This is a genomic window from Pseudomonas sp. P105, from assembly GCF_032614175.1.
GTDB lineage: Bacteria > Pseudomonadota > Gammaproteobacteria > Pseudomonadales > Pseudomonadaceae > Aquipseudomonas > Aquipseudomonas rhizophila.
Genome location: NZ_CP126693.1, coordinates 1,920,001 through 1,941,184, shown reverse-complemented (window position 1 = coordinate 1,941,184; position 21,184 = coordinate 1,920,001). Strand labels below are relative to the sequence as shown.

Below are 21,184 nucleotides of genomic sequence, written 5' to 3'. Positions count from 1 at the left end.
TTGTCGCCGGGTTAATCGACGGTTAATCGCCAGTCGCCATCGTGCATTCCACTTGCTCCGTTCTAAGGCTTTATCCATGCGTCGATTGTTTTTGCTGTGGCTGCTCCTGATCTCGGGCCTGGCCCAGGCCGCCAATCCCTTCGAGACCAAAACCGATTTCCTGCCGGTGGAAAAGGCCTTCGTGTTTACCTCCGAACGCCTGGATTCGGGTGAAACCCAGTTGTTCTGGCAGATTGCCGACGGCTACTACCTTTATCAGCAGCGACTCAAATTCGACGGTCTTGCCGAGGCGCAAAAACCGAAGTTGCCGGAGGGTGAAGCCCATAGCGACGAGTTTTTCGGCGACCAACAGGTTTATCGTCAGGCGCTGGAACTGAAGATTCCCGCCGGGGCCACCGGCAAGATCAAGGTCGGCTTCCAGGGCTGCGCCGACGCGGGCTTGTGTTATCCGCCCCAGACCCAAGTGGTGGACCTGGGTGGCACTGCACCAGCGGTTGCCAATGGTGAGGCGCCGGACCAGGCCTTGGCCAGCGGCCTGCAGCAACGGGCCTTGGGCTGGAGCCTGCTGGTGTTCTTTGGCCTGGGCCTGTTGCTGGCGTTTACGCCGTGCTCGCTGCCCATGCTGCCGATCCTGGCCGGGGTGGTGGTGGGCAGCGGCGCCAGCCCTCGGCGTGGATTGGCATTGGCCATCAGCTACGTGATCAGCATGGCCCTGGTGTATGCCGCCATGGGCGTAATCGCCGCGCTGCTGGGGGCCAACCTTCAGGCACTGCTGCAACAACCGTGGCTGCTGGGCACTTTCGCGGCGATCTTCGTGGTGCTGGCGCTACCGATGTTCGGTTTCTTCGAATTGCAGTTACCGGCCGCCCTGCGCGACCGCCTGGAAAGTGCCGGACGCCAGCGCCGCGGCGGCAGCCTGGTGGGCGCCGGTATTCTCGGAGCCTTGTCCGGCCTGTTGGTGGGCCCGTGCATGACTGCCCCGCTGGCCGGTGCGCTGCTGTACATCGCCCAAAGCGGCAATGCGTTGCACGGCGGGCTGATCCTGTTCGCCATGGGCGTGGGCATTGGCCTGCCGCTGTTGCTATTGGTGACCGTGGGCAATCGTTTCCTGCCCAAACCCGGCGCCTGGATGAATGTGCTCAAGGGCGTGTTCGGTTTCCTGTTCCTGGGCACCGCGATCCTCATGATCCGCCCGGTCATCGACGGCTCGCTGTGGATCGGCCTGTGGGGCACGTTGTTGTTGATTGCCGCCTATAGCGCCTGGCGGCAGACCGAAGGTTTCGGTCGCACAGCCTATGTATGCGGCAGCGCGTCGCTGCTGTTCGGTCTGTGGGGCAGCCTGCTGGTGATCGGCGCGGCGGGTGGCGGCGATGATTTCTTCCAGCCCCTGGAGGTCTATGCAGGCACCTCGGAAAGCTCGGCCGTCAGCACCCATGATGCCTTTATCACGGTCAGCGAGCCTGCCGCCCTGCAGCGGGAACTGGATGCGGCCAAGGCCCAGGGCCAATGGGTCTTGCTGGACTACTACGCCGACTGGTGCGTGTCCTGCAAGATCATGGAAAAACAGGTGTTCGGCCGCGCCGATGTGCTGGACGCCTTGAAAGACGTACGTCTGGTGCGTCTGGACGTCACCGCCGACAATGCCGCCAGTCGCGAACTGCTGGGCCGCTATCAAGTGCCGGGGCCACCGAGCCTGCTGTGGATTGGCGCCGACGGTCAAGAGCGGCGCAGCCAGCGGATCACCGGGGAAGTCAATGCCAAGGAATTCCTGGAGCACTGGAACATGACTCGGAACGCGCGCTGATGCTGACGTTTACCCTCGGCACCTTTGCCATTGCGCTTAACCATCTATTGCTGATCAGCGCGTTGGCACTGGCGACCCTGGTGGGCTGGCGAGTAGCCAAGCGCGGTGGCGAAAACCCGGAATCGGTGCTGTTCGTGCTGTTTTTGCTGGGGCTTCTGGCCGCACGGATCGGCTTCGTCGCCGCCTACTGGAACCACTACCAGGATGACCTGTGGCAGATCGTCGACCTGCGCGACGGCGGTTTCCTGGCCTGGCCGGGGATTGTCGCGCTGGTGATTGGCGCGTTGCTGTGGAGCCGGCACCGACCGGCCTTGCGCCGGCCGTTGGGTTTCGGCGTGGGCAGCGGCCTGTTGTTCTGGCTGGTGGCGACGATGTCGTTGACGATCTATGAACAAGGCACCCGACTGCCGGAAATCAATCTGCGTAACGCCAACGGCGAGACGGTGAAACTCACCGATTATCAGGGCGGGCCCCTGGTGATCAACCTCTGGGCCACGTGGTGCCCACCCTGCCGGCGCGAAATGCCCGTGCTGGAAGAGGCCCAGCAGCAGCGCCCGGACCTGACGTTCCTGTTCGTCAACCAGGCCGAAAGCATGCAAAGCGTCAGCACTTATCTGGCCACCCAGGGCTTGAGCCTGGACAACGTGCTGTTTGATGGCAGCGGTCGCCTCGGTCAAGCCGTCGGTTCCATGGCACTGCCAACCACCTTGTTCTACAGCGCCGACGGCCGCCTGCTGGACAGTCACTTGGGCGAATTGTCAGAAGCGAGCCTGGCCCGCGCCCTGGAGAACTTCGAAACGCCGGATTCAACCTCGGCTCCCCACTCCGCCACAAGGAAACCCTCATGCCCCGCCTCCGCCACTTGCTGACCCTGGCCGTCGCCGCCACGCTGTCGCAGGCACCGCTGCTGCACGCCGAAGAACTGCCCGCGGCCATCAAGAAAATCGAAGCCAAGGGCGCGAAAATCGTCGGCACGTTCGAGGCGCCGGACGGATTGCGCGGTTACGCGGCGCAATACCAGAACCGTGGGATGGCGCTGTACCTGACACCCGATGGCCAGCATGTCTTGCTGGGCAACCTGTACGACGCCGACGGCAAGGACCTGAGCGCCGAGCCGCTGCAAAAGCTGGTCTATGCCCCAATGGCCAAGGCCATCTGGGGGAAGATGGAAGCGAGCAACTGGATCGCCGACGGCAGCAAGGACGCGCCGCGCACCGTCTATCTGTTCAGTGACCCGAACTGCCCGTACTGCAACATGTTCTGGGAACAGGCACGGCCATGGGTCAAAGCCGGCAAGGTGCAGTTACGCCACATCATGGTGGGCATCATCCGTGAAGACAGCCCAGGAAAATCCGCCGCATTGCTGGCGGCCAAGGACCCTGAGCAGGCCCTGGAAACCCACGAGAAGGCTGGCAAGGGCAGCGCGCTCAAACCCCTCAAAAACATACCGCCGGCCATCCAGGCAAAACTGGACGCCAACCTGCAGTTGATGGAAGAACTGGAACTGTCCGCCACCCCGGCGATTTTCTACCTGGATGACAAGGGCGAACTGCAACAGCAGCAAGGCGCACCGTCGCCGGACAAGCTGGTGAAGATTCTCGGGCAGAAGTGAGATCGACCTAGAGGGCCTCATCGCGAGCAGGCTCGCTCCCACAGGGGATGTGTGGCGACGACAAAATCAGCGTCAGGCACAGATCAAAATGTGGGAGCGAGCCTGCTCGCGATGGCGTCAGGTCATCTGCGCAGAAACTCCAGCAAGGCTCGGGTGACGAATTCAGGGTTTTCCAGGTTGGAGATATGCCCTGCCTCTGGAATCAGCACATGCGGGCAGCCGATCAGCTCAGCCATTTCCAGCGCCTCGGACGGTGGTCGCGGTTTGTCCTGGTCGCCGCACATCACCAGGGTGCGCGTGGCGTCGAGCTCAGGCAGGCGCGGCAGGATATCGTCCCGACCAAAAATGATCCGTCCCAACGGCACGATACTGTCGCGCAGGCGGTCGGTCGGCAGTGCGGCCAGTGTGGCGCGAAACTGCTGGTAGAGCGCTGACTGCGGATCAATGCCCGGCCGGAAAAAGATCGGCACGACAATGTCCAGCAACGGCTCGGGGATGCTGCCGCTGGCTTCGATCTTGTCGAACAGCGAAAAGTAATACTGGCGAGTCGGTTCAGGTTCGACCCCCACGTAAGTATCCATCAACACCAACGCCTCAAGCCGCTTGGGCGCCATCAGCGCCAGCCGTGCGCCCCACATCCCGCCCACCGAAAGCCCCACCAGACTGAAGCAATCGACCTCCAGATGATCCATCAACGCCAGTGCCTGGCGAGCCAGATCGTCCAGGGACGTCATGCCCTCAGGCAAACGCCCGGACTGGCCGTGGCCCCAAAGGTCCAGGGCGATCACCCGGTAATGCCGGGACAGTGCCTCGATCTGCGGCGCCCACATGGTGTGATCCCACAGGTAGCTGCTGCCCAGCAGCACCACCGGGCCCTGGCCTTGGTCCAGGTAGTGAAGTGATTGCCCATCAAGGGTTGCAAAAGGCATTGAGACCTCCTTGTGTTGAATGGAGAAAAAGCCTTGGGAGACTGAGCCGTACGGGGCGAGGCGTCAACCTTGGGCTTTGCGGTGTTAGTAATGACGCCATCGCGAGCAGGCTCGCTCCCACCGGGGATTTGCGTCGATCACAAATCCATTGTGGGAGCGAGCCTGCTCGCGATGAGGCCTCTTATAGACGCCGCAGAACTACAATCCTTCCAATTGCGCCATCAAATCATTCAACCGATCCACCTTCTCCTCGGTGATTTCGCTCGCCGCCAACCCATCGATGTATTCGGCCAATTCCTGCACCGTGCTGCACTCGAACATCGCCCGCAGCGGCACATTGCGTTGCAGGGCCTTTTGTACCCGCGAGGCGATTTGCGTCGCCAGCAACGAGTGGCCGCCCAGTTCGAAGAAATTGTCTCGCACCCCCACCCGCTCGACCTTGAGCACCTGGGCCCAGATGTCCGCCAGGGTCTGCTCCAGCTCATTGCCTGGCGCCTGGTAATCCTGGCTGTGCAACTGGCCGATTTCCAGGGCCGGCAAGGCGTTGCGGTCGAGTTTGCCGTTGGCGTTGAGGGGCAAGCGCTCAAGCCACAGCCAGTGCAGCGGTACCATGTACTCCGGCAGTTCGGCGCGCAGATGCTGCTTGATGCGTTCCAGGCGTTCGGTCGGCTTCAATGCCGAATCGGCGGCGACCAGATAGCCCACCAGATGCTTGCCGTTGGCGCCTTCCTGCACCCCCACCGCGCCATCGCGCACCTCGGGCTGTTCATGCAAGCGCGCTTCGATTTCCCCCAGTTCGATGCGGTAACCACGAATCTTTACCTGATGATCGATGCGTCCGACGTACTCCAGCACGCCATCGCGACGCCGCCGCGCCAGGTCACCAGTGCGGTACAAGCGCTCCCCTGGCGCCCCAAACGGGTTGGGCACAAACACTGGGGCAGTGCGCAATGGATCACTGACGTAACCGCGCCCTACCCCGGTGCCTGCCACGCACAACTCGCCCACCGCACCCAGCGGCACCAGGTCCAGCGCACCATCAAGCAAGTACAAACGGTTGTTGTCGGTGGGCGTACCAATCGGCAGGTAGCTGCCACGGGTCGAGGCCATGTCGACCCGGAAGAACGCCACGTCATCGGAGCATTCCGCCGGGCCATAGGCGTTTACCAGGCCAATGTCCGGGTAACGCAACAACCATTGATGGGCCAGCTCCGGCGGCATCGCTTCACCAGTGGGCAGCATCCAGCGCAGGCCGTCCAGGCCGATGCGGTCCTGGGCGAGCATGCCCTGGATCAGTGACGGCACGCTTTCCAGCACCGTGATGGCCTGGCGTTGCACATGCTCGAGCAGCCCTTGCGGGTCGTGGGCGATAACGTTGGGCACGATGTCCACCCCGGCGCCGAACAACGGCGCGGCGAGGAACTGCCAGACGGAAATGTCGAAACTCTGGGAGGCGGTCTGGGCGATCACGTCAGTCTCGCTCAAGGCTAGGTACGGCACCTTGCTGAGCTGGTTGTTGAGCATGCCGCGTTGTTCCACCATGACGCCTTTGGGCAACCCGGTGGAGCCCGAGGTGTAGATCACGTACGCCAGGTTGTCCGGGCCGCTGTAGATGCCAGGGTTTTGCTGCGAAACATCGCTGGCCTGGATACTTTCCCACACCAGCAACTTCGGTCGCCCGGAACAGGCGAACTCGTCCAGCAGCGCCAGCGCCTGGGCATGACAGGCCTGGGTGCAGACCAGCAGCGGCGTGCGGCTCAGCTCAATGATGCGGCTCAGACGCTGACTCGGCAGGCCTGGGTCCAGCGGCAGGTAACCGGCACCGGCCTTGAAGCTGCCGATGATCATGCCGAGCAGGTCCAGGTCGCGCTCGGCCAGCAACGCCACCGGTTGATCGAGGCCCACGCCCGACGCGATCAAGGCATGGCCGAGGCGGTTGCTCCGTGCATTCAACTCGGCGTAGCTGTACGTCCTGTCCAGGCAGGTGGCGGCCACCCGTTGCGGATGGGCCGCGACCCGGGCCTCGAACAGCTCGACGTAACTTTGCTCCAACGCATAGGCACGCTCGCTCTGGTTGCAGCCTTCGATCAGGAAGTCCTGCTCCTGGGCGCCAATCAGCGGCAGCTCGGCCATGTCACCGTGAAAACCTTCCATCAGTGCCAGCAGCAAGCGCTTGAACTCACCCAGCAAGCCCTGGACAGTGGATTCATCGAAGTAACGCTGGTCGTAGGACAGATGCAACCCCAAGTCATCCCCCGGGTAGCAGACCGCCGTGAGCGGGAAGTTGGTGTGGGTGCGGCCCGAGTCAGAGGTGGCGTTGAGGCTTTGGGCGCGATCCAACACCGAAACTTCCACCGGCGCGTTCTCAAACACGAACAGACTGTCAAACAACGGTTGGCCCTTGGGCAGTTCGCTGACTTCCTGGATGCTCACCAATGGCAGGTATTCGTACTCGCGCAGTTGCATGTTGCTGTCGAGCAACTCACTGAGCCATTGGCGCACACTGCAACGCTGATGATCGTCGGGCATCCGCACGCGCAAGGCGATGCTGTTGATGAACAGGCCGACGGTGCGTTGCATTTGCGGCAGTTCCACCGGGCGTCCGGCCACGGTGACGCCGAACAGCACGTCCCGATCGCCGCTCACCCGCCGCAGCACCAGCGCCCACGCGGCCTGGGCGAAGGTGTTGACCGTCAGTTGGTGAGCCTGGGCCAGTTCGCGCAACCGGGCACCGTCGTGGACATCGAGGCGGGTGTAGCAGTCACCGACAATCATGCCGCCGCTGTCACCGGCGTGTTCACGCAGCAACGGCCGGTCGGTGGGGATCGGCGTGGTCCGTTCGAAACCTTGCAGGTTGCGCGTCCACCATTGCCGCGCCTCGGCCAGACTCTGGTGTTGTAACCAGCCGATGTAATCGCGATAACGCGGCGGCTCGGCCAGTCGCGGTTCGCGGTGTTCGCCAAGGGCGGTGTAGATCTCGAAGAAATCCTCCATCAGCAACGAACGGCACCAGGCATCGATCAGGATGTGGTGGTTGCTCATCATGAACCAGTAACGCGCCGCGCCAACCCGGATCAGGCGCAAATGGAACGGGGCCTGGTTCAACAGATCGAAACCGGCCTCGCGCTCGTGCTTGAGCAACGCCTGGAGTTTGGCGTCCTGCTGATCCTCGGGCACTTCACACCAGTCCAGATAATCCACTGGCGTGCTGCCAGGCTTGTGGATGATTTGCAGCATTTCTTCGCCGACATTCCAGCAGAACGACGCGCGCAAGGCTTCGTGACGAGCGATCACGGCTTGCCAGGCTTGAGCGAAACGTTGCCGATCCAGTTCGCTGTTGATGCGGTAGCGGTCCTGCATGTAGTACAGGCCCGTGCCCGGCTCCAGCAAGGTGTGCAGCAGCATGCCCTCCTGCATCGGCGTCAGCGGGTAGACGTCTTCGATCTGCGCGGCTGGCACCGGCAGGCTGTCGAGTTGGGCCTGGGTCAGTTTCGCCAGGGGGAAGTCCGAGGGCGTCAGGCCGCCCGCCGCGTCCGTCAGGCAATGTTCGATCAGGCCCTGCAGCTCATTGAGGTAGGCATCGGCCAGCGCAGCGATGGCCTGGCGATCGTGCCGCTCAGTGCTGAACGTCCAGCGCAGCACCAGCTCGCCGCCGCTGACCTGACTGTCGACACTCAGCTCGTTGGGCAGCGGCGCATCGGGGTCGTGGATCGCCCCCAACGCAGCGTCCAGCGGCTGGAACAGCGCGTCGTGGCCCAGGGTCTGATCGAGCTGCCCCAGGTAGTTGAAGGTGATCGCCGCGTGCGGCAGGCCGGCCATCGCCTGGCGCGTCGCGGCGTCAGCCAGGTAGCGCAGCACGCCGTAACCGAGGCCCCTGTGAGGCACCGCGCGCAGTTGTTCCTTGATGGCCTTGATCGAGGTGCCGAAGTCGTCACCCGCCGGGCTCAGGCGCAGCGGATAAACGCTGGTGAACCAACCCACCGTACGGGTCAGGTCGATGTCATCGAACAGCGCCTCACGGCCGTGCCCTTCGAGCTGGATCAGCGCCGATTCGTGGCCGCTCCAGCGACACAGCACCCGGGCCAGGGCGGTGAGCAGCAGGTCGTTGACCTGGGTGCGGTAGGCCCGCGGTGCCTGTTGCAACAGCTGCCCGGTGCGCTCGGCGTCCAGACGCACGCTGACGGTTTCGGCGTGACGCTCCTCAAGCCCGCCGTCAGGATGGGCGCAGGGCAGCGCCACATCCGGGCCGCTCAACCGCGCTTGCCACCAACCCAGTTCCTCGCGCAGCGACTCGCTGCCGGCGTAGGCCTGCAAGCGCGCGGCCCAATCCCGGAACGGGCTGGTCTTGGCCGGCAGGTCTGCGGTTTGCCCGGCGCTGATCTGGCGGTAGAGCGTTTGCAGGTCATCCATCAACACCCGCCACGACACACCATCAACGACCAGGTGATGGATCACGATCAGCAGACGTTGGCGGCCATCGGGCAACTGCACCAACACCGCGCGCAGCAAAGGTCCGCTCGACAGATTCAGGCTGCGCTGCGTCTGGGCAAACACCGTTTCACAGGCCTGCTCACTCTCCACGTCCACCTGCCACAACAGCGCCGCTTCGGACAATGGTCGGTGCTCGGCGCGCCAATGCCCGGCCATTTCGGCAAAGCCCAGGCGCAACGCATCGTGCTGTTGGAAAACGCTGCGCAGTGCCTGTTCCAGCACGGAGGGTTGCAGGGTGATGGCCGGCTCCAGCAACAACGCCTGGTTCCAGTGGTGACGGTTGGCAATCCTGCTATCGAAGAACCAATGCTGGATCGGCGTAAGCGCCGACTCACCGGCGAGCAGCCCCTGCTCAGCGCTCACTGACTGACTGTGGCTGGCGACACAGGCCAGGGCCTGCACGGTCTGGTGCTGGAACAGGTCGCGGGGCGTGAAGTGAATGCCCTGTTGCCGGGCACGGCTGACAACCTGGATGGACAGGATCGAGTCGCCACCCAGTTCGAAGAAGTTGTCGTTCAGGCCGACCTGCTTCACGTTCAGTACGTCGCACCAGATCGCCGCCAGGGCCTGCTCCAGGGCACTGCTCGGTGCCAGGTAATGTTGGCGATTGAGCTCAGGATCCGGCATTGGCAAGGCACGCCGGTCGAGCTTGCCATTGGCGGTCAGCGGCATGCTCGCCAGCAGGATCAGGTGGTTGGGCACCATGTAGTCCGGCAGTTGAGCCTTGAGGTGATTTTTCAGCGCTTCGCGCAGGGCCGCATGTTGCTCGGTGTCCTGTTCAACGACGTCGGTTACCAGATAGCCGGCCAGTTGCTTGCCGCCTGGCAGATCGAGCGCCAGTACCACCGCCTCGCGCACAGCGTCATGTTCCAGCAGGCGGCTTTCGATTTCCCCCAGTTCGATGCGGAAACCGCGAATCTTCACCTGATGGTCGATCCGTCCCAAATATTCCACCTGACCATCGACGCGCTGGCGCACCAGGTCACCGGTGCGGTACAGCCGTCCACCATCGGCGGCAAACGGATCGGCGACGAAGCGTTCGGCGGTCATGCCCGGACGCTGGTGATAGCCCTGGGCCAATCCCGCGCCGCCGACGTACAACTCCCCGGTGGCACCTTGGGGCACCAGAGCCAGGTCGGCATCGAGGATATAGGCCACCCGCGCGCCGATCACGCTGCCAATCGGCACACTCGCCGCGCCCTCTTCCAGTTGCTCAGGGGCCAGGCTCGCCAGTGGCATGACCACGGTTTCGGTCGGGCCATAGGCGTTGAAGAACAGGCTCGGCTTGAACGCCGCCCGGATGCGTTGCAAATGCTCGCCGGTCAGGGCTTCGCCACCGGTGATGCACATGCGCACCGGCAGGGTTTGTCCCTGGGTCGCCAGCCATTGCGCCAACTGGCTGCCGTAGCTGGGGGTGAAGCCGAGGATGTTGATGCGCTGTTCGCGAATCAGCCCGCAGATCTGTTCGGCGTCCCACTGCCCTTGTGCGCGCAGCACCACCTGGGCACCGCTGAGCAGCGGCACCAGCAGGCGCTCGGTGGCGGCGTCGAAGTTGATGGAATAGAAATGCAGCTCGCAATCGTCCGGGCGCATGCCAAAACGCTGGATCACCGCCTGGCAGTGCATGGCGATTTCACCGTGGGACACCACCACGCCCTTGGGCTTGCCAGTGGAACCTGAGGTGTAGATCAGGTAGGCCTGATGCTGCGGCAGGTTGATCAGCGGCGGTGCCTGGTCCGGGTAGCCGGCCAGGGCCGGGCTATCGTCCTCCAGACACCAGCCCCTTACACCGGCCGGCAATGGGCCCAAGGCCTGGAACATCGCCCGGTCGCTTAGCAGCAGACCGAGGCCACTGTCTTGGATCATGTAATGCAAACGGTCCAGCGGGTATTCCGGGTCCAGCGGCACGTAGGCGCCGCCGGCCTTGAGGATCGCCAACAGGCCAACGACCATCTCCAGCGACCGTTCCAGGGCCAGGCCCACCCGCACCTGCGGCCCGACGCCGCGCTCGCGCAGCATCCAGGCCAGGCGGTTGGCACGGCGTTCGAGTTCGGCGTAACTCAGGGTCTGCCCAGCAAAGGTCAGGGCCGGTGCGTCGGGGCGCGCCAGGGCCTGTTCGCTGAACAGTTGATGGATGCATTGATCCAGGCGGTGTTCGCCGGGTTCGACGCCGAGGCTGTCGAGCATCTGTTGCTGCTCGCGGGCATCGAGCAACGGCAATTCGCTTAGCCGCTGGGTCGGATCGGCCAGCAGTGCCTCCAGCAGATTGCGCCAGTGTCCGGCCATGCGGGCGATGCGCGGTTCGTCGAACAGGTCGGTGCTGTAGGTCAGGCAGCAACCCAGGCGATGGTCCAGGTCGGTGACTTCCAGATTCAGGTCGAACTTGGTGGCCCGGGCATCGTTGGCCAGGTATTCGACGCTCATCCCGGCCAGCGTGCGGCTCTGCTGGAACTCCCAGCGCTGCACGTTGCACATCACCTGGAACAGCGGGTTGTACGCGGCACTGCGCGGTGGTTGCAGGGCTTCGACCAGATGATCGAACGGCAAATCCTGATGGGACTGGCCTTCGATCACCGTCTGACGCACTTGTTCGAACAACTCAGCCACCGACATTTGCCCATCGAGCTGGCAGCGCAGTACCTGAGTATTGAGGAACGCACCGATCAGCCCTTCGCTTTCCGGACGGATGCGGTTGGCCACCGGCGCGCCGATGCGCAGGTCGGTCTGGCCGCTGTAGCGATAAAGCAGCACGGCCAGGGCGGCGGTCATGGTCATGAACAGGGTTAAGCCCTGTTGCGTATTGAAGGCGCGGACTCGGGAGGCGAGATCATCACTGAGGTCGAATCGGAACAATTCACCGCGATGGCTTTGCACCAGGGGACGCGGACGGTCGCCCGGCAATTCGAGCAACGGGTGTTCGCGACCCAGTTGTGCGGTCCAGTAGTCCAGTTGCCGTTGACGCTCGCCAGACTCCAGCCACTGGCGCTGCCAGACGCTGTAGTCCAGATACTGCACCGGCAAGGGTTCCAGTGGCGATTCACGGTCGTCGATAAAGGCTTCGTACAGCGCACTCAGTTCCCGGGCAAAAATATCCATTGCCCAGCCTTCGGTGACGATGTGGTGCAGGGTCAGCACCAGGTAATGTTCCTGCTCGGCGGTCTTGACCAGACAGACCCGCAGCAATGGCCCGGTTTCCAGGTCGAAGGGTTTGTGGGCTTCGCTGTCGGCCAGTTGCTGCACCCGCTGTTGGCGAATATCGACGGCCAACGTCGAGAAATCTTGCCAGTCCATGCGCAGGCCGGTGTTGGCGTGCACCTGTTGCCGGGGCACGCCATCGACGCTGGGGAAAGTGGTGCGCAGGGTTTCATGGCGCAGGACCAACGCCTGCAACGCCGCCTCGAAACGCCCGACATCCAGCACCCCGCGCAACCGCGCCATGCCGCCGACGTTGTAGGCCGGGCTGTCGGGCTCCATTTGCCAGAGGAACCACATGCGCTGCTGGGAATAAGACAACGGCACCGGTTGGCTGCGATCGACCTTCTCGATCGGCGGTTGCCGGTTGGTCTGGCCGCTGGCCTTTATCAAGCGCACCTGTTCGGCGAACGCACCCAACTCGCTGGCCTCGAACAAGGTGCGCAACGGCAGCTCGATATCGCAGGCCTGGCGGGTGCGGGAAATGATCTGGGTCGCCAGCAGCGAATGACCGCCCAGGGCAAAAAAGTCGTCCCGCAGACCGATGCGGTCGAGCCCCAGCACGTCGCGCCAAATGCCAGCGACCTGCTGCTCGAGGGCACTGACCGGCTCGACGTGTTCACGTACTTGCCAGTGCGGTTCGGGCAAGGCACGCCGGTCGAGTTTGCCGCTGGGGCTCAGGGGCATGGCGTCCAGGCGCAGCAATTGCGCGGGCACCATGTAGTCCGGCAGTTCGGCGGCCAGGGCGGCGTTGAGTCGGGCGTTTTGGAGGTCCTGATCTTGCCCGACATCGCAAGCGGTGTAATAGCCGATCAGTTGCGGGCCGGCCGAGGTCTCGCGTACCAGCACCGCCACTTGGGCCACGCCGTCCTGGGCCAGCAGCCGCGCTTCGATTTCCTGTGGTTCGACCCTGAAGCCACGCAGCTTGACCTGTTGGTCGAGACGGCCAAGGTATTCGATCACGCCATCGGCGCTCCAGCGCACCCGGTCACCGCTGCGATACAACCGCGTGCCCGCCACACCCAGCGGGTCGGCGATAAAGCGCTCGGCGCTCAAACCCGGACGCCCGAGGTAACCCCGAGCCAGCCCCAGGCCGCCGATACACAATTCACCCGGCACACCGGCGGGCACGGGGTTGAGTTCACTGTCGAGCACGCGGCACACCACATTGCCCAGCGGCCGGCCGATGGGCGAACGCTCGCCGTCGGCGACGCTGCAATGCCAGTGGGTGACGTTGATGGCGGTTTCGGTCGGGCCATAACGGTTGTGCAATTGCGCCGACGGCAGCTGCGCCAGCACGCGGTTGCGCAGTTCGGCCGGCAAGGCCTCACCGCCACAGAAGACCCGGCGCAGGCTGGTGCAGCGGGCGCTCAGGGGCTCGTCGATAAACAGGCTGAGCAGCGGCGGCACGAAGTGCAGCGTGGTCACGCCAAATTGTTGGACCAACTGCGCGATGCGGTGCGGGTCACGGTGTTCGCCAGGGCCGGCCAGCACCAGTTGGCAACCGGTGATCAGCGGCCAGAAACACTCCCACACCGACACGTCGAAACTGATCGGCGCCTTTTGCATCAACACATCGGTTTCGTCCAGCCCGTAAGTGTCCTGCATCCATTGCAGTCGCTCGGCCAGGGCGGCATGGGTGTTGCTGACGCCTTTGGGTTGGCCGGTGGAGCCGGACGTGTAAATCACGTAGGCCAGGTGATCGCCATCCAGGTGCAAGCCCGGCGGGTTGCTCGGCCATTGCTCCAGGTGCAAGGCATCCATGGCGATGACGCTGACGCCCTCGCAGAGGGGCAAGCGTTCAAGCAATGCAGTTTGCGTCAGCAGCAGATCGACGCCGCTGTCCTTGAGCATGTAGGCCAAACGCTCGGCCGGGTAATCGGCATCCAGCGGCACGTAGGCGCCGCCGGCCTTGAGGATCGCCAGGACACCGATGAGCAACTGCGGCGAACGCTCGGCGGCAATCGCCACGCACACGTCCGGACCGACGCCTTTGTCGCGCAGGTAATGGGCCAGGCGATTGGCCTGGGTGTGCAGCTCGGCGTAATCCAGGCAGCCATCGTCCCACAGCAGCGCAGTGCGTTGCGGCGTGCGCCGGGCCTGCTCGTTCAACAGCTCCGGTAGCCATTGGCCGGCCGGCGCGCACGGGGCCGCGCCCCACTGCTGCTGTTGGGTGTATTCATCGGCGCTCAATAACGGCACATCGCCGATGGCCTGCTGCGGATCGGCACAGACCGCGTGCAACAGGTTGCAGTAATGCATCGCCAACCGCGCGATGGTCGGAGCCTCGAACAGCTCGTCGGCGTAGTCGAACGACAGCGTCAGCCGGCCGTTGCGATCCTCTTCGCTGTGCAGTTGCAGGTCGAACTTGGCTTCGCGGCTGTGCCACGGCAACTCCTCGGCCAACAGCCCCGGCAAACGACGCAAGGCGCTCAGGTCTCGCTGTTGATGGTTGAACATCACCTGGAACAGACCTTGCTCGCGCGCCTGGGGGAACGCTTCGAGCAGTTGTTCGAACGGCAGGTCCTGATGGGCCTGGGCACCGAGCGTGGCCTCCCGGGCCTGGGCCAACAGTGCGGCAAACGGCTGGCGCGAATCGATCTGCCCGCGCAGCACCTGGGTATTGATGAAAAAGCCGATCAGCCCCTGGGTCTCCAGGCGTGGACGGTTGGCGTTGGGCACGCCGATGCGGATGTCGGATTGGCCGGTGTAACGCTGTAACAGCGCCTGGAAGGCCGCCAGCAACAGCATGAACGGGGTTGCATCGTGGGCCTGGGCCACTTGGCGCAAGGCATCGCCGAGGCCTTTGTCCAGGCGCAGACTATGGCGGGCGGCGCTGCGCTGGCGTTGCGCACTGCGGGGATGGTCCGTGCTCAGGGCGAGGGTCGGATGTTCGTCGCCCAGTTGCTGTTTCCAGTATGTCAGTTGCCGCTCGGCCTCCCCTTGAGCCAACCACTGGCGCTGCCAACTGCCGTAGTCGGCGTACTGCAATGGCAACGGCGCCAACGCGGCGACCTGCCCCTGGCATGCAGCAGCATACAACCGGGCAAACTCATCGATCAGTACGCTCATCGACCAGCCGTCGGCGATGATGTGGTGTAGCGTGACCAACAATTGGTGGTCACCCTCATCGAGACGCAACAAGGTGACCCGCCACAGTGGGCCCTTCTGCAAATCGAACAGCAGCGCCGCTTCATCGTCACGCATCTGCCGCGCCTGGGCTTCGCGTTGGTCGGCGGGCAGGTCGCTGAGGTCGATCACGCGCAGCTTGAACTCACCGGCCGGATCGACCTGTTGCAGGGCGACACCCTCGCGCTCCAGAAATCGTGTGCGCAGGGCTTCGTGGCGTTCGAGCAGTTGCTGGAAACTGGCCCGTAGTGCGTCTTCGTCCAACTCACCGTGCAGGTGCAAGCCGCCGGGGATGGTGTAGGCGCTGCTCGCCGGATCCAGTTGCCAGGTGATCCACAACCGATTCTGGGCAAGGGATTGCGGCAACGCTTCGTGGCGCGGCAACGGGCTGATCACGCCTTGGGCCTCGCCCCCTGCCTGTTGCTGATTCGCCACCGCTGCCGTGAACGCTGCGAGGGTCGGCGCTTCGAACAACAAGCGCAGATTCAGCGCCAGCCCCAGCCGCTCTTGCAGCCGTGCGACCACTTGAGTAGCGGCGATGGAGTTACCGCCCAACAGGAAGAAATGATCGTCGCCATGGACGTGTTCAATCTGCAACTGCTCGCACCAGACTTGGCCGATCAATGTTTGCAACGGCGATGACGAGCGAGCGTCAGGGCTTGCTTCAACCGCGACTGAGGGGAACAGCGCATAACTGTCAAGACTGCCGTCGGCCCATCGGGTCCGACAGGCCGAGCGTTGCAACTTGCCGCTGGAGGTCTTGGGCAACGCGCCCGGATTGAGCAACACCACCACACTCGGCGCTTGCTGACAGGCTTCGGCCACCGCCTGGCGAATGGCTTTGATCAACGCTTCGGGTGGCAGGATCTTCTGCACGCTGCGGCTGATTTCCGCCGCGATGCCGATGCCTTCCTCGCCGCCAGCGTCGACCGCGAACGCCGCCACCCGGCCCTTGCGCACGACTTCCACTTCCCGCTCGATGGTTTGCTCGATGTCCTGGGGGTAGAGGTTATGACCGCGCACGATCATCAGGTCCTTCAGGCGGCCGGTAATGAACAGCTCACCCTCACGCAGGAAACCCAAGTCGCCGGTGCGCAGCCAGGTGCGGCCATCGTGCTGGACGAATGTCTTGGCGCTGGCCTCAGGGTTTCGCCAGTAGCCATGCGCAATGCTCGGCCCGCAGGCCCAGACTTCGCCGACCCGGTTGTCGGTCAGCGGCTGCAAGGTGTTGGGCTCGACGATCAGCACCGCATGCCCGGGCTGGCTCACGCCGCAACTCATCACCGTACAGCCCTGCCCTGGCTCGGCACGGTGGTGCGCCAGTGCCGTGTCGTCCATTTGCAACGACGGGATGCCTTGACTGCGCGGTGTGCCCGCGACGAACAAGGTCGCTTCAGCCAGGCCATAGGACGCCATGAAACTGTCCGGCGTGAAGCCGCACGGCGCGAATTTCTCGGCAAAGCGTTCCAGGCTGTCGAGACGAATCGGCTCGGAGCCTGAATAAGCCACGCGCCAGCCGCTCAGGTCGAGGCGCTTGAGCGCCGACTCACTGACCCGCTCGCTGCATAGCCGATAGGCGAAGTCCGGGCCGCCGCTGATGGTGCCGCCGTATTCGCTGATCGCCTCCAACCAGCGCAATGGCCGGGCCAGAAAGTATGCGGGCGACATCAATACGCAGGGCACACCGCTGAAAACCGGCTGCAACAGGCCGCCGATCAGGCCCATGTCGTGGTACAGCGGTAGCCAGCTGACGATCACGTCGTCAGGGTTCAGATCGATGCCGAAGCCGTGGCGGATCAATAATTCGTTGGCCACCAGGTTGCCATGGCTGACCTGCACCCCCTTGGGCAATGCGGTGGAGCCAGAGGTGTATTGCAGGAAAGCGATGTCATGGTCCTGCAGATTCGGTTGCAGCCATTGCCCGGCGCGGGCCGGATCAAGGGTATCGACGCACAGCACCGGCGGAGCCGACTCGATGGCTTGCAGCGGCTCGCGTAGATCGCTGCGGGTGAGCAATAGACGCGGCTCGGCATCGGCAATGATCGACAGCAGGCGTTCCTGGTGGTGGCGACGGGCGGACTCCGGCGGATAGGCCGGCACCGCGATCACACCCGCGTACAGACAGCCAAAAAACGCCGCGACGTAGTCCGGGCCACTGGGAAACAGCAAAACCGCACGGTCACCAAACGCCGCTTCGGCCTGCAAGGCGGCGGCGATGGTCCGGGCACGCAGGTCCAGGTCGCGATAACTCAGTACAACACTTTGCTCCGGAACGTCGGCAAGGAAGCGCAAGGCCACACGGTCCGGCGACAACGCGGCGCGGCGCTGAAGGGCATGAGCCAGGGTGCTGGGGAGTTCGAACGCGTCGGTCATGAGGTTTCCTGCCTGAAATTCGGCTTGCTAGTGGTATCTGGTGGCCTGCGGAATGCGGTTCGGTATCGGGACTGCCGCCCGAAACCTTCATCCCTGAGAACGGATACCGCCGGCAAATAATTAGTCAGCGGCCTCTTGATCCAGACCCGCCGGAAAGCAGAACACCGCGGCAACGGGTCGCAGTTCTCACGCTGGACTTCTCAGCATCAATAATTCTTCTTCTCAATTGACAATCATTATCATTCAGCCTAATTTGTCGCTCGATATGCAGGACGAGTCGGACAGATCCCTCGTCCTGCTAACTTTTTGCAACAAGGTGAATTCCATGACGGAACAAGTATCCACAAGCAGGTGCGACTCACCGTTACTTCAGGCATTCGTGGATAACCGGATGATCCTGGTCAAGATCGCAGCACGAATCACCGGTTGCCGGTCCCGGGCAGAAGACGTGGTGCAGGATGCGTTTTTCCGGCTGCAATCGGCGCCCCAGATCACCTCGTCCTTCAAGGCTCAGCTCAGTTACCTGTTTCAGATCGTGCGCAACCTGGCGATCGACCATTACCGCAAGCAGGCGCTGGAACAGAAATACTCGGGGCCGGAAGAGGAAGGGTTGAATGTGGTGATCCAGGGTGCTTCGCCAGAAACGTCACACATCAATTTCTCGACGCTGGAGCACATCGCCGACGCGCTCACCGAACTGCCCAGCCGCACCCGCTATGCCTTCGAGATGTACCGCCTGCACGGTGTGCCACAGAAGGATATCGCCAAGGAGCTGGGGGTCTCGCCGACCCTGGTGAACTTCATGATCCGCGACGCCCTGGTGCATTGCCGCAAGGTGTCGGGAGTGCGTGGGGATACCTTTGCCCGGCGGTGATTTTGCACTGATTTTTCGGGCCTTATCGCGAGCAGGCTCGCTCCCACAATGGATCTGCGCACTCACAAAGTCTGTGCTGTGCGCAATCCCTGTGGGAGCGAGCCTGCTCGCGATGGAGCCCTAGGGGCTTACAACCTCACCTCAACCCACACCGATCAAAAAACCGCTCACGCCCCAGAATCATCAGCGCCGCGCGCTTGTGGGGGAAATCGAATTCCTTTTCACAGTGGAAACACTGGTTGTGCAGATGACCGATCATCCGGGCGTTGTCGGCTCGAGGTTCGGCCACCACCCGCTCGGTGCGCGGGTCGTCGAGAAACAGGTAATGCACCAGCGCCGACAGCCAGCTCGCCACCTTGTGCGGGCCGCGGTGTTGCTCCTCGCCCACCAACATGTGAATGCCGCGATCATAATTGTGCACGTCATAGAACGGCGCGATCCGATCCTCCTTGGCCCAATAGGCTTCGAAGTAGGCGAAAGGCTGGTCGTCGAAACAACCGATCAAGGTCAGCACCCGGGGATCGCGCTGCAGTGTGCTCAGATACTCGCGATGTTGTTCCAGGCTGCCCTCCTCCTGCCAGAAACTCGCCACCCGAGGACTGTTCTGCCAGCGGTTGAAGCGCGTCAGGTCCTGTTCGATTTCCAGGGTGCGCAAGGACACCCAGGCTCCCAGGCGCGCATCGAAGCGCCGATACACCTCGCCTCGCGGCTTCATGGGCCGGCGCGGATGACGCTTGCCATCGGTGATAATCATCTGTTGCGGATAGCTGCCGTTGAACGACTCCCCCAGCCAGGGTTGCGGCAGTTGCCAGAACATCGTGCGCTCACAGATGTATTCGTCGGCACACTCGCCGGGCGTCAGCAGTCCGCTGAGCAAGGCTTCACCGGGGCGCTCGGGCAGATGCCAAGTCAGGCGCCGGCATTCAGGATCGCGGGCGAACAGCCAATAGCAGGCCGCCCAAAGCGCCGGGCCTACGGGCCGATCGTTGATTTCCTGCAAATGCACATGCAGCTCGGTACCACGCTCCAGGCGCAGCCGGATCAGCGGCGCGCCCTCAAGCATCAGGCTCAGGTGGCGTTCGGTTTCATCGGCGCCGAGACGGCGACCGCCGGGTAAAGGCAGCGTCGTCGGGTGCTTGAGATTGGACATGGGCGGGGCTCACGTAGTCGTCGGTAGTCAACGTGTGACGTGAGCCAGGCAGGGAAATTTAGTGCCCCGTTCAATGATCGTGCGCTGGCACCAGCTGTATCTGGTAGGGCTTGAAAATCGCCAGCATCTGCCCGTCGTCCCGCAGCTTTTGCAGCAGTCGCTCGAACGCTTCGCCAGAGATCGGCGCCTGGGGGCGGATCAGCGCGTAATGGTGGTAAATCTGATCGATACGTTCGGATATCAGCAATTGAGGGTCGACGTCAGGATTGCGCAGCACGTAGTCGATGAGGTACGAACGGGTGACCAGCGCAATGTCCGCACGCCCGCGCAAGACCATCAGCAGGTTGCTGTCATGGGAATACGTCAGCGTGGCGTTGTATTGGCCGGTCAGGAACTTGGGGTCTGCGTTGAATTCGGCAAAGGCGTAGTGGTAGCCGCTGAAGAGCGCCAGGCGCTTGCCCCTCAGATCAGAGAAATAGTCTTGCTGACGATCCGGTTGACGCTGGGCAACGAAGATTTCCGCATCTTCCAGGCCCATGTCTACCGCAGTATGAGGCACATCCTTCCAGCCCCAGTCCGGGTTCTCGAAAATGGCCATGTCGACCCGGCCCTGCTTGAAATCATTGAAACGGCGCGGAATCGACGTCGGAACCAGCACGAATTGATAGTCGCTTTGGGCCTTGTTCAAGGCTTCTACCAACTGCGGCAGCAAACCGGTATCCGCGCCAGTTTCGGGGCGTATCGTGTAGGGCGGAAAATGCGCTGCGCCAATCCGGACCAGTTGCGCAGCCGTGGCCGGCAACGCGAACACTGCAATAAACGCAGCCAGCAAGACGCGCGAGGCTATCCCCATCGTTGAAAACGTCAAGACAGCTCACTCCCCAGAAAATTAATCATCAGTGAATCCAACCAGGCATCTCAATGCATCACGCAGGGCACGCAGGGCGACCACTCAGCGGCATTGCTGCCTCTTTTTATTTTTCTTCAAGCACCAGAATCAAGGCCTGCTCGGCCAACTCATCAAGACTCATGCTGCCCTCGGCGCGAAACCAGGTGGTGGTCCAGGACAGGGCGCCGGTCAGGAAACGACGGGTGATGAACACGTCGCCCCGAATATACCCCGCGTCCTTGGCCTGCCCAAGAACCTCAAGCCACAGGGCCTCATAAATATCACGCAAAGCCAGCACCTGTCTTTGACCTTGCTCAGACAACGAACGCCATTCGTAGACCAGGACCGCCATCGCCTCGCCGCTGCCGCCCATGATCGATTGCAACTCGCAGCGAATCAGCGCCAGGACCCGCTCGCGCACACTATCGGCCTCGGCCAGCGCCGCGCGCATCAACGCCGTGTTGTAGCGAATGGTCTCTTCCATCACCGCCCGCAGGATCTCGTCCTTGCTTTTGAAGTGATGAAAGATGCTGCCCGACTGGATGCCCACCGCGCTCGCCAGGTCGCGCACCGTGGTGCGCTCGAACCCTTTGTTGCGAAACAGGTGGGCGGCGGTCTGGAGCAGTTTGCCGCGAGCGCTGTCAGGATCGGTCAGTTGCCCGTTATCGACCAGCTCACGCATCACGTTCAGGGCTTTTTGCTCATCCACCCATTCTCTCCTACAGTCGATCGATCAACGTC

At 63.0% G+C, this 21,184-nt stretch carries 9 protein-coding genes; 4 read left to right on the top strand and 5 right to left on the bottom strand.

Annotated elements, in window-relative coordinates; genetic code table 11:
- Positions 1–76 precede the first annotated feature (76 nt).
- Genes dsbD through dsbG form a run of 3 tightly spaced genes read left to right on the top strand, consistent with a single transcriptional unit; the run spans position 77 to position 3,416 of the window.
- Positions 77–1,804, top strand: a complete 1,728-nt coding sequence (gene dsbD, locus QOM08_RS08755) for a protein-disulfide reductase DsbD (protein WP_076385665.1) — start codon at positions 77–79, stop codon at positions 1,802–1,804.
- Positions 1,804–2,673: a TlpA disulfide reductase family protein gene (locus QOM08_RS08750; protein ID WP_139050747.1), complete on the top strand. Its 870-nt coding sequence runs from the start codon at positions 1,804–1,806 to the stop codon at positions 2,671–2,673. The genes dsbD and QOM08_RS08750 overlap by 1 nt, the downstream gene beginning before the upstream one ends.
- Positions 2,649–3,416: a thiol:disulfide interchange protein DsbG gene (dsbG, locus tag QOM08_RS08745; protein ID WP_316912828.1), complete on the top strand. Its 768-nt coding sequence runs from the start codon at positions 2,649–2,651 to the stop codon at positions 3,414–3,416. Before QOM08_RS08750 ends, dsbG begins: the two co-directional genes overlap by 25 nt.
- Positions 3,417–3,538: 122 nt before the next feature.
- Here the strand turns inward: dsbG and QOM08_RS08740 are convergent, their stop codons facing one another.
- Positions 3,539–4,345: an alpha/beta fold hydrolase gene (locus QOM08_RS08740; protein ID WP_139050749.1), complete on the bottom strand. Its 807-nt coding sequence runs from the start codon at positions 4,343–4,345 to the stop codon at positions 3,539–3,541.
- Positions 4,346–4,543: 198 nt separating this feature from the next.
- Complete coding sequence (locus QOM08_RS08735) at positions 4,544–17,530, bottom strand: non-ribosomal peptide synthetase (protein WP_316912827.1); 12,987 nt, start codon at positions 17,528–17,530, stop codon at positions 4,544–4,546.
- Between the two features lie 325 nt (positions 17,531–17,855).
- Between QOM08_RS08735 and QOM08_RS08730 the strand changes: the two genes are divergently transcribed.
- A complete protein-coding gene (locus QOM08_RS08730) occupies positions 17,856–18,404 on the top strand; it encodes an RNA polymerase factor sigma-70 (RefSeq protein ID WP_025212663.1) in 549 nt (182 codons plus the stop codon).
- Positions 18,405–18,540: 136 nt separating this feature from the next.
- On the opposite strand, the gene QOM08_RS08725 is transcribed toward QOM08_RS08730, so the two are convergent.
- The 3 genes from QOM08_RS08725 to QOM08_RS08715 all read right to left on the bottom strand — a co-directional run bounded on the left by QOM08_RS08725 (position 18,541) and on the right by QOM08_RS08715 (position 21,152).
- On the bottom strand, positions 18,541–19,554 hold the full coding sequence (locus QOM08_RS08725) for a GNAT family N-acetyltransferase (RefSeq protein ID WP_139050752.1): 1,014 nt from the start codon (positions 19,552–19,554) through the stop codon (positions 18,541–18,543).
- A gap of 70 nt (positions 19,555–19,624) precedes the next feature.
- Positions 19,625–20,407, bottom strand: coding sequence for a substrate-binding periplasmic protein (locus QOM08_RS08720; RefSeq protein WP_171061399.1), 783 nt, complete (start codon positions 20,405–20,407; stop codon positions 19,625–19,627).
- A 121-nt stretch (positions 20,408–20,528) separates the two neighbouring features.
- The gene (locus QOM08_RS08715) at positions 20,529–21,152 is read right to left on the bottom strand and encodes a TetR/AcrR family transcriptional regulator (RefSeq protein WP_139050753.1); all 624 of its coding nucleotides are present in this window, start codon (positions 21,150–21,152) and stop codon (positions 20,529–20,531) included.
- Positions 21,153–21,184 lie beyond the last annotated feature (32 nt).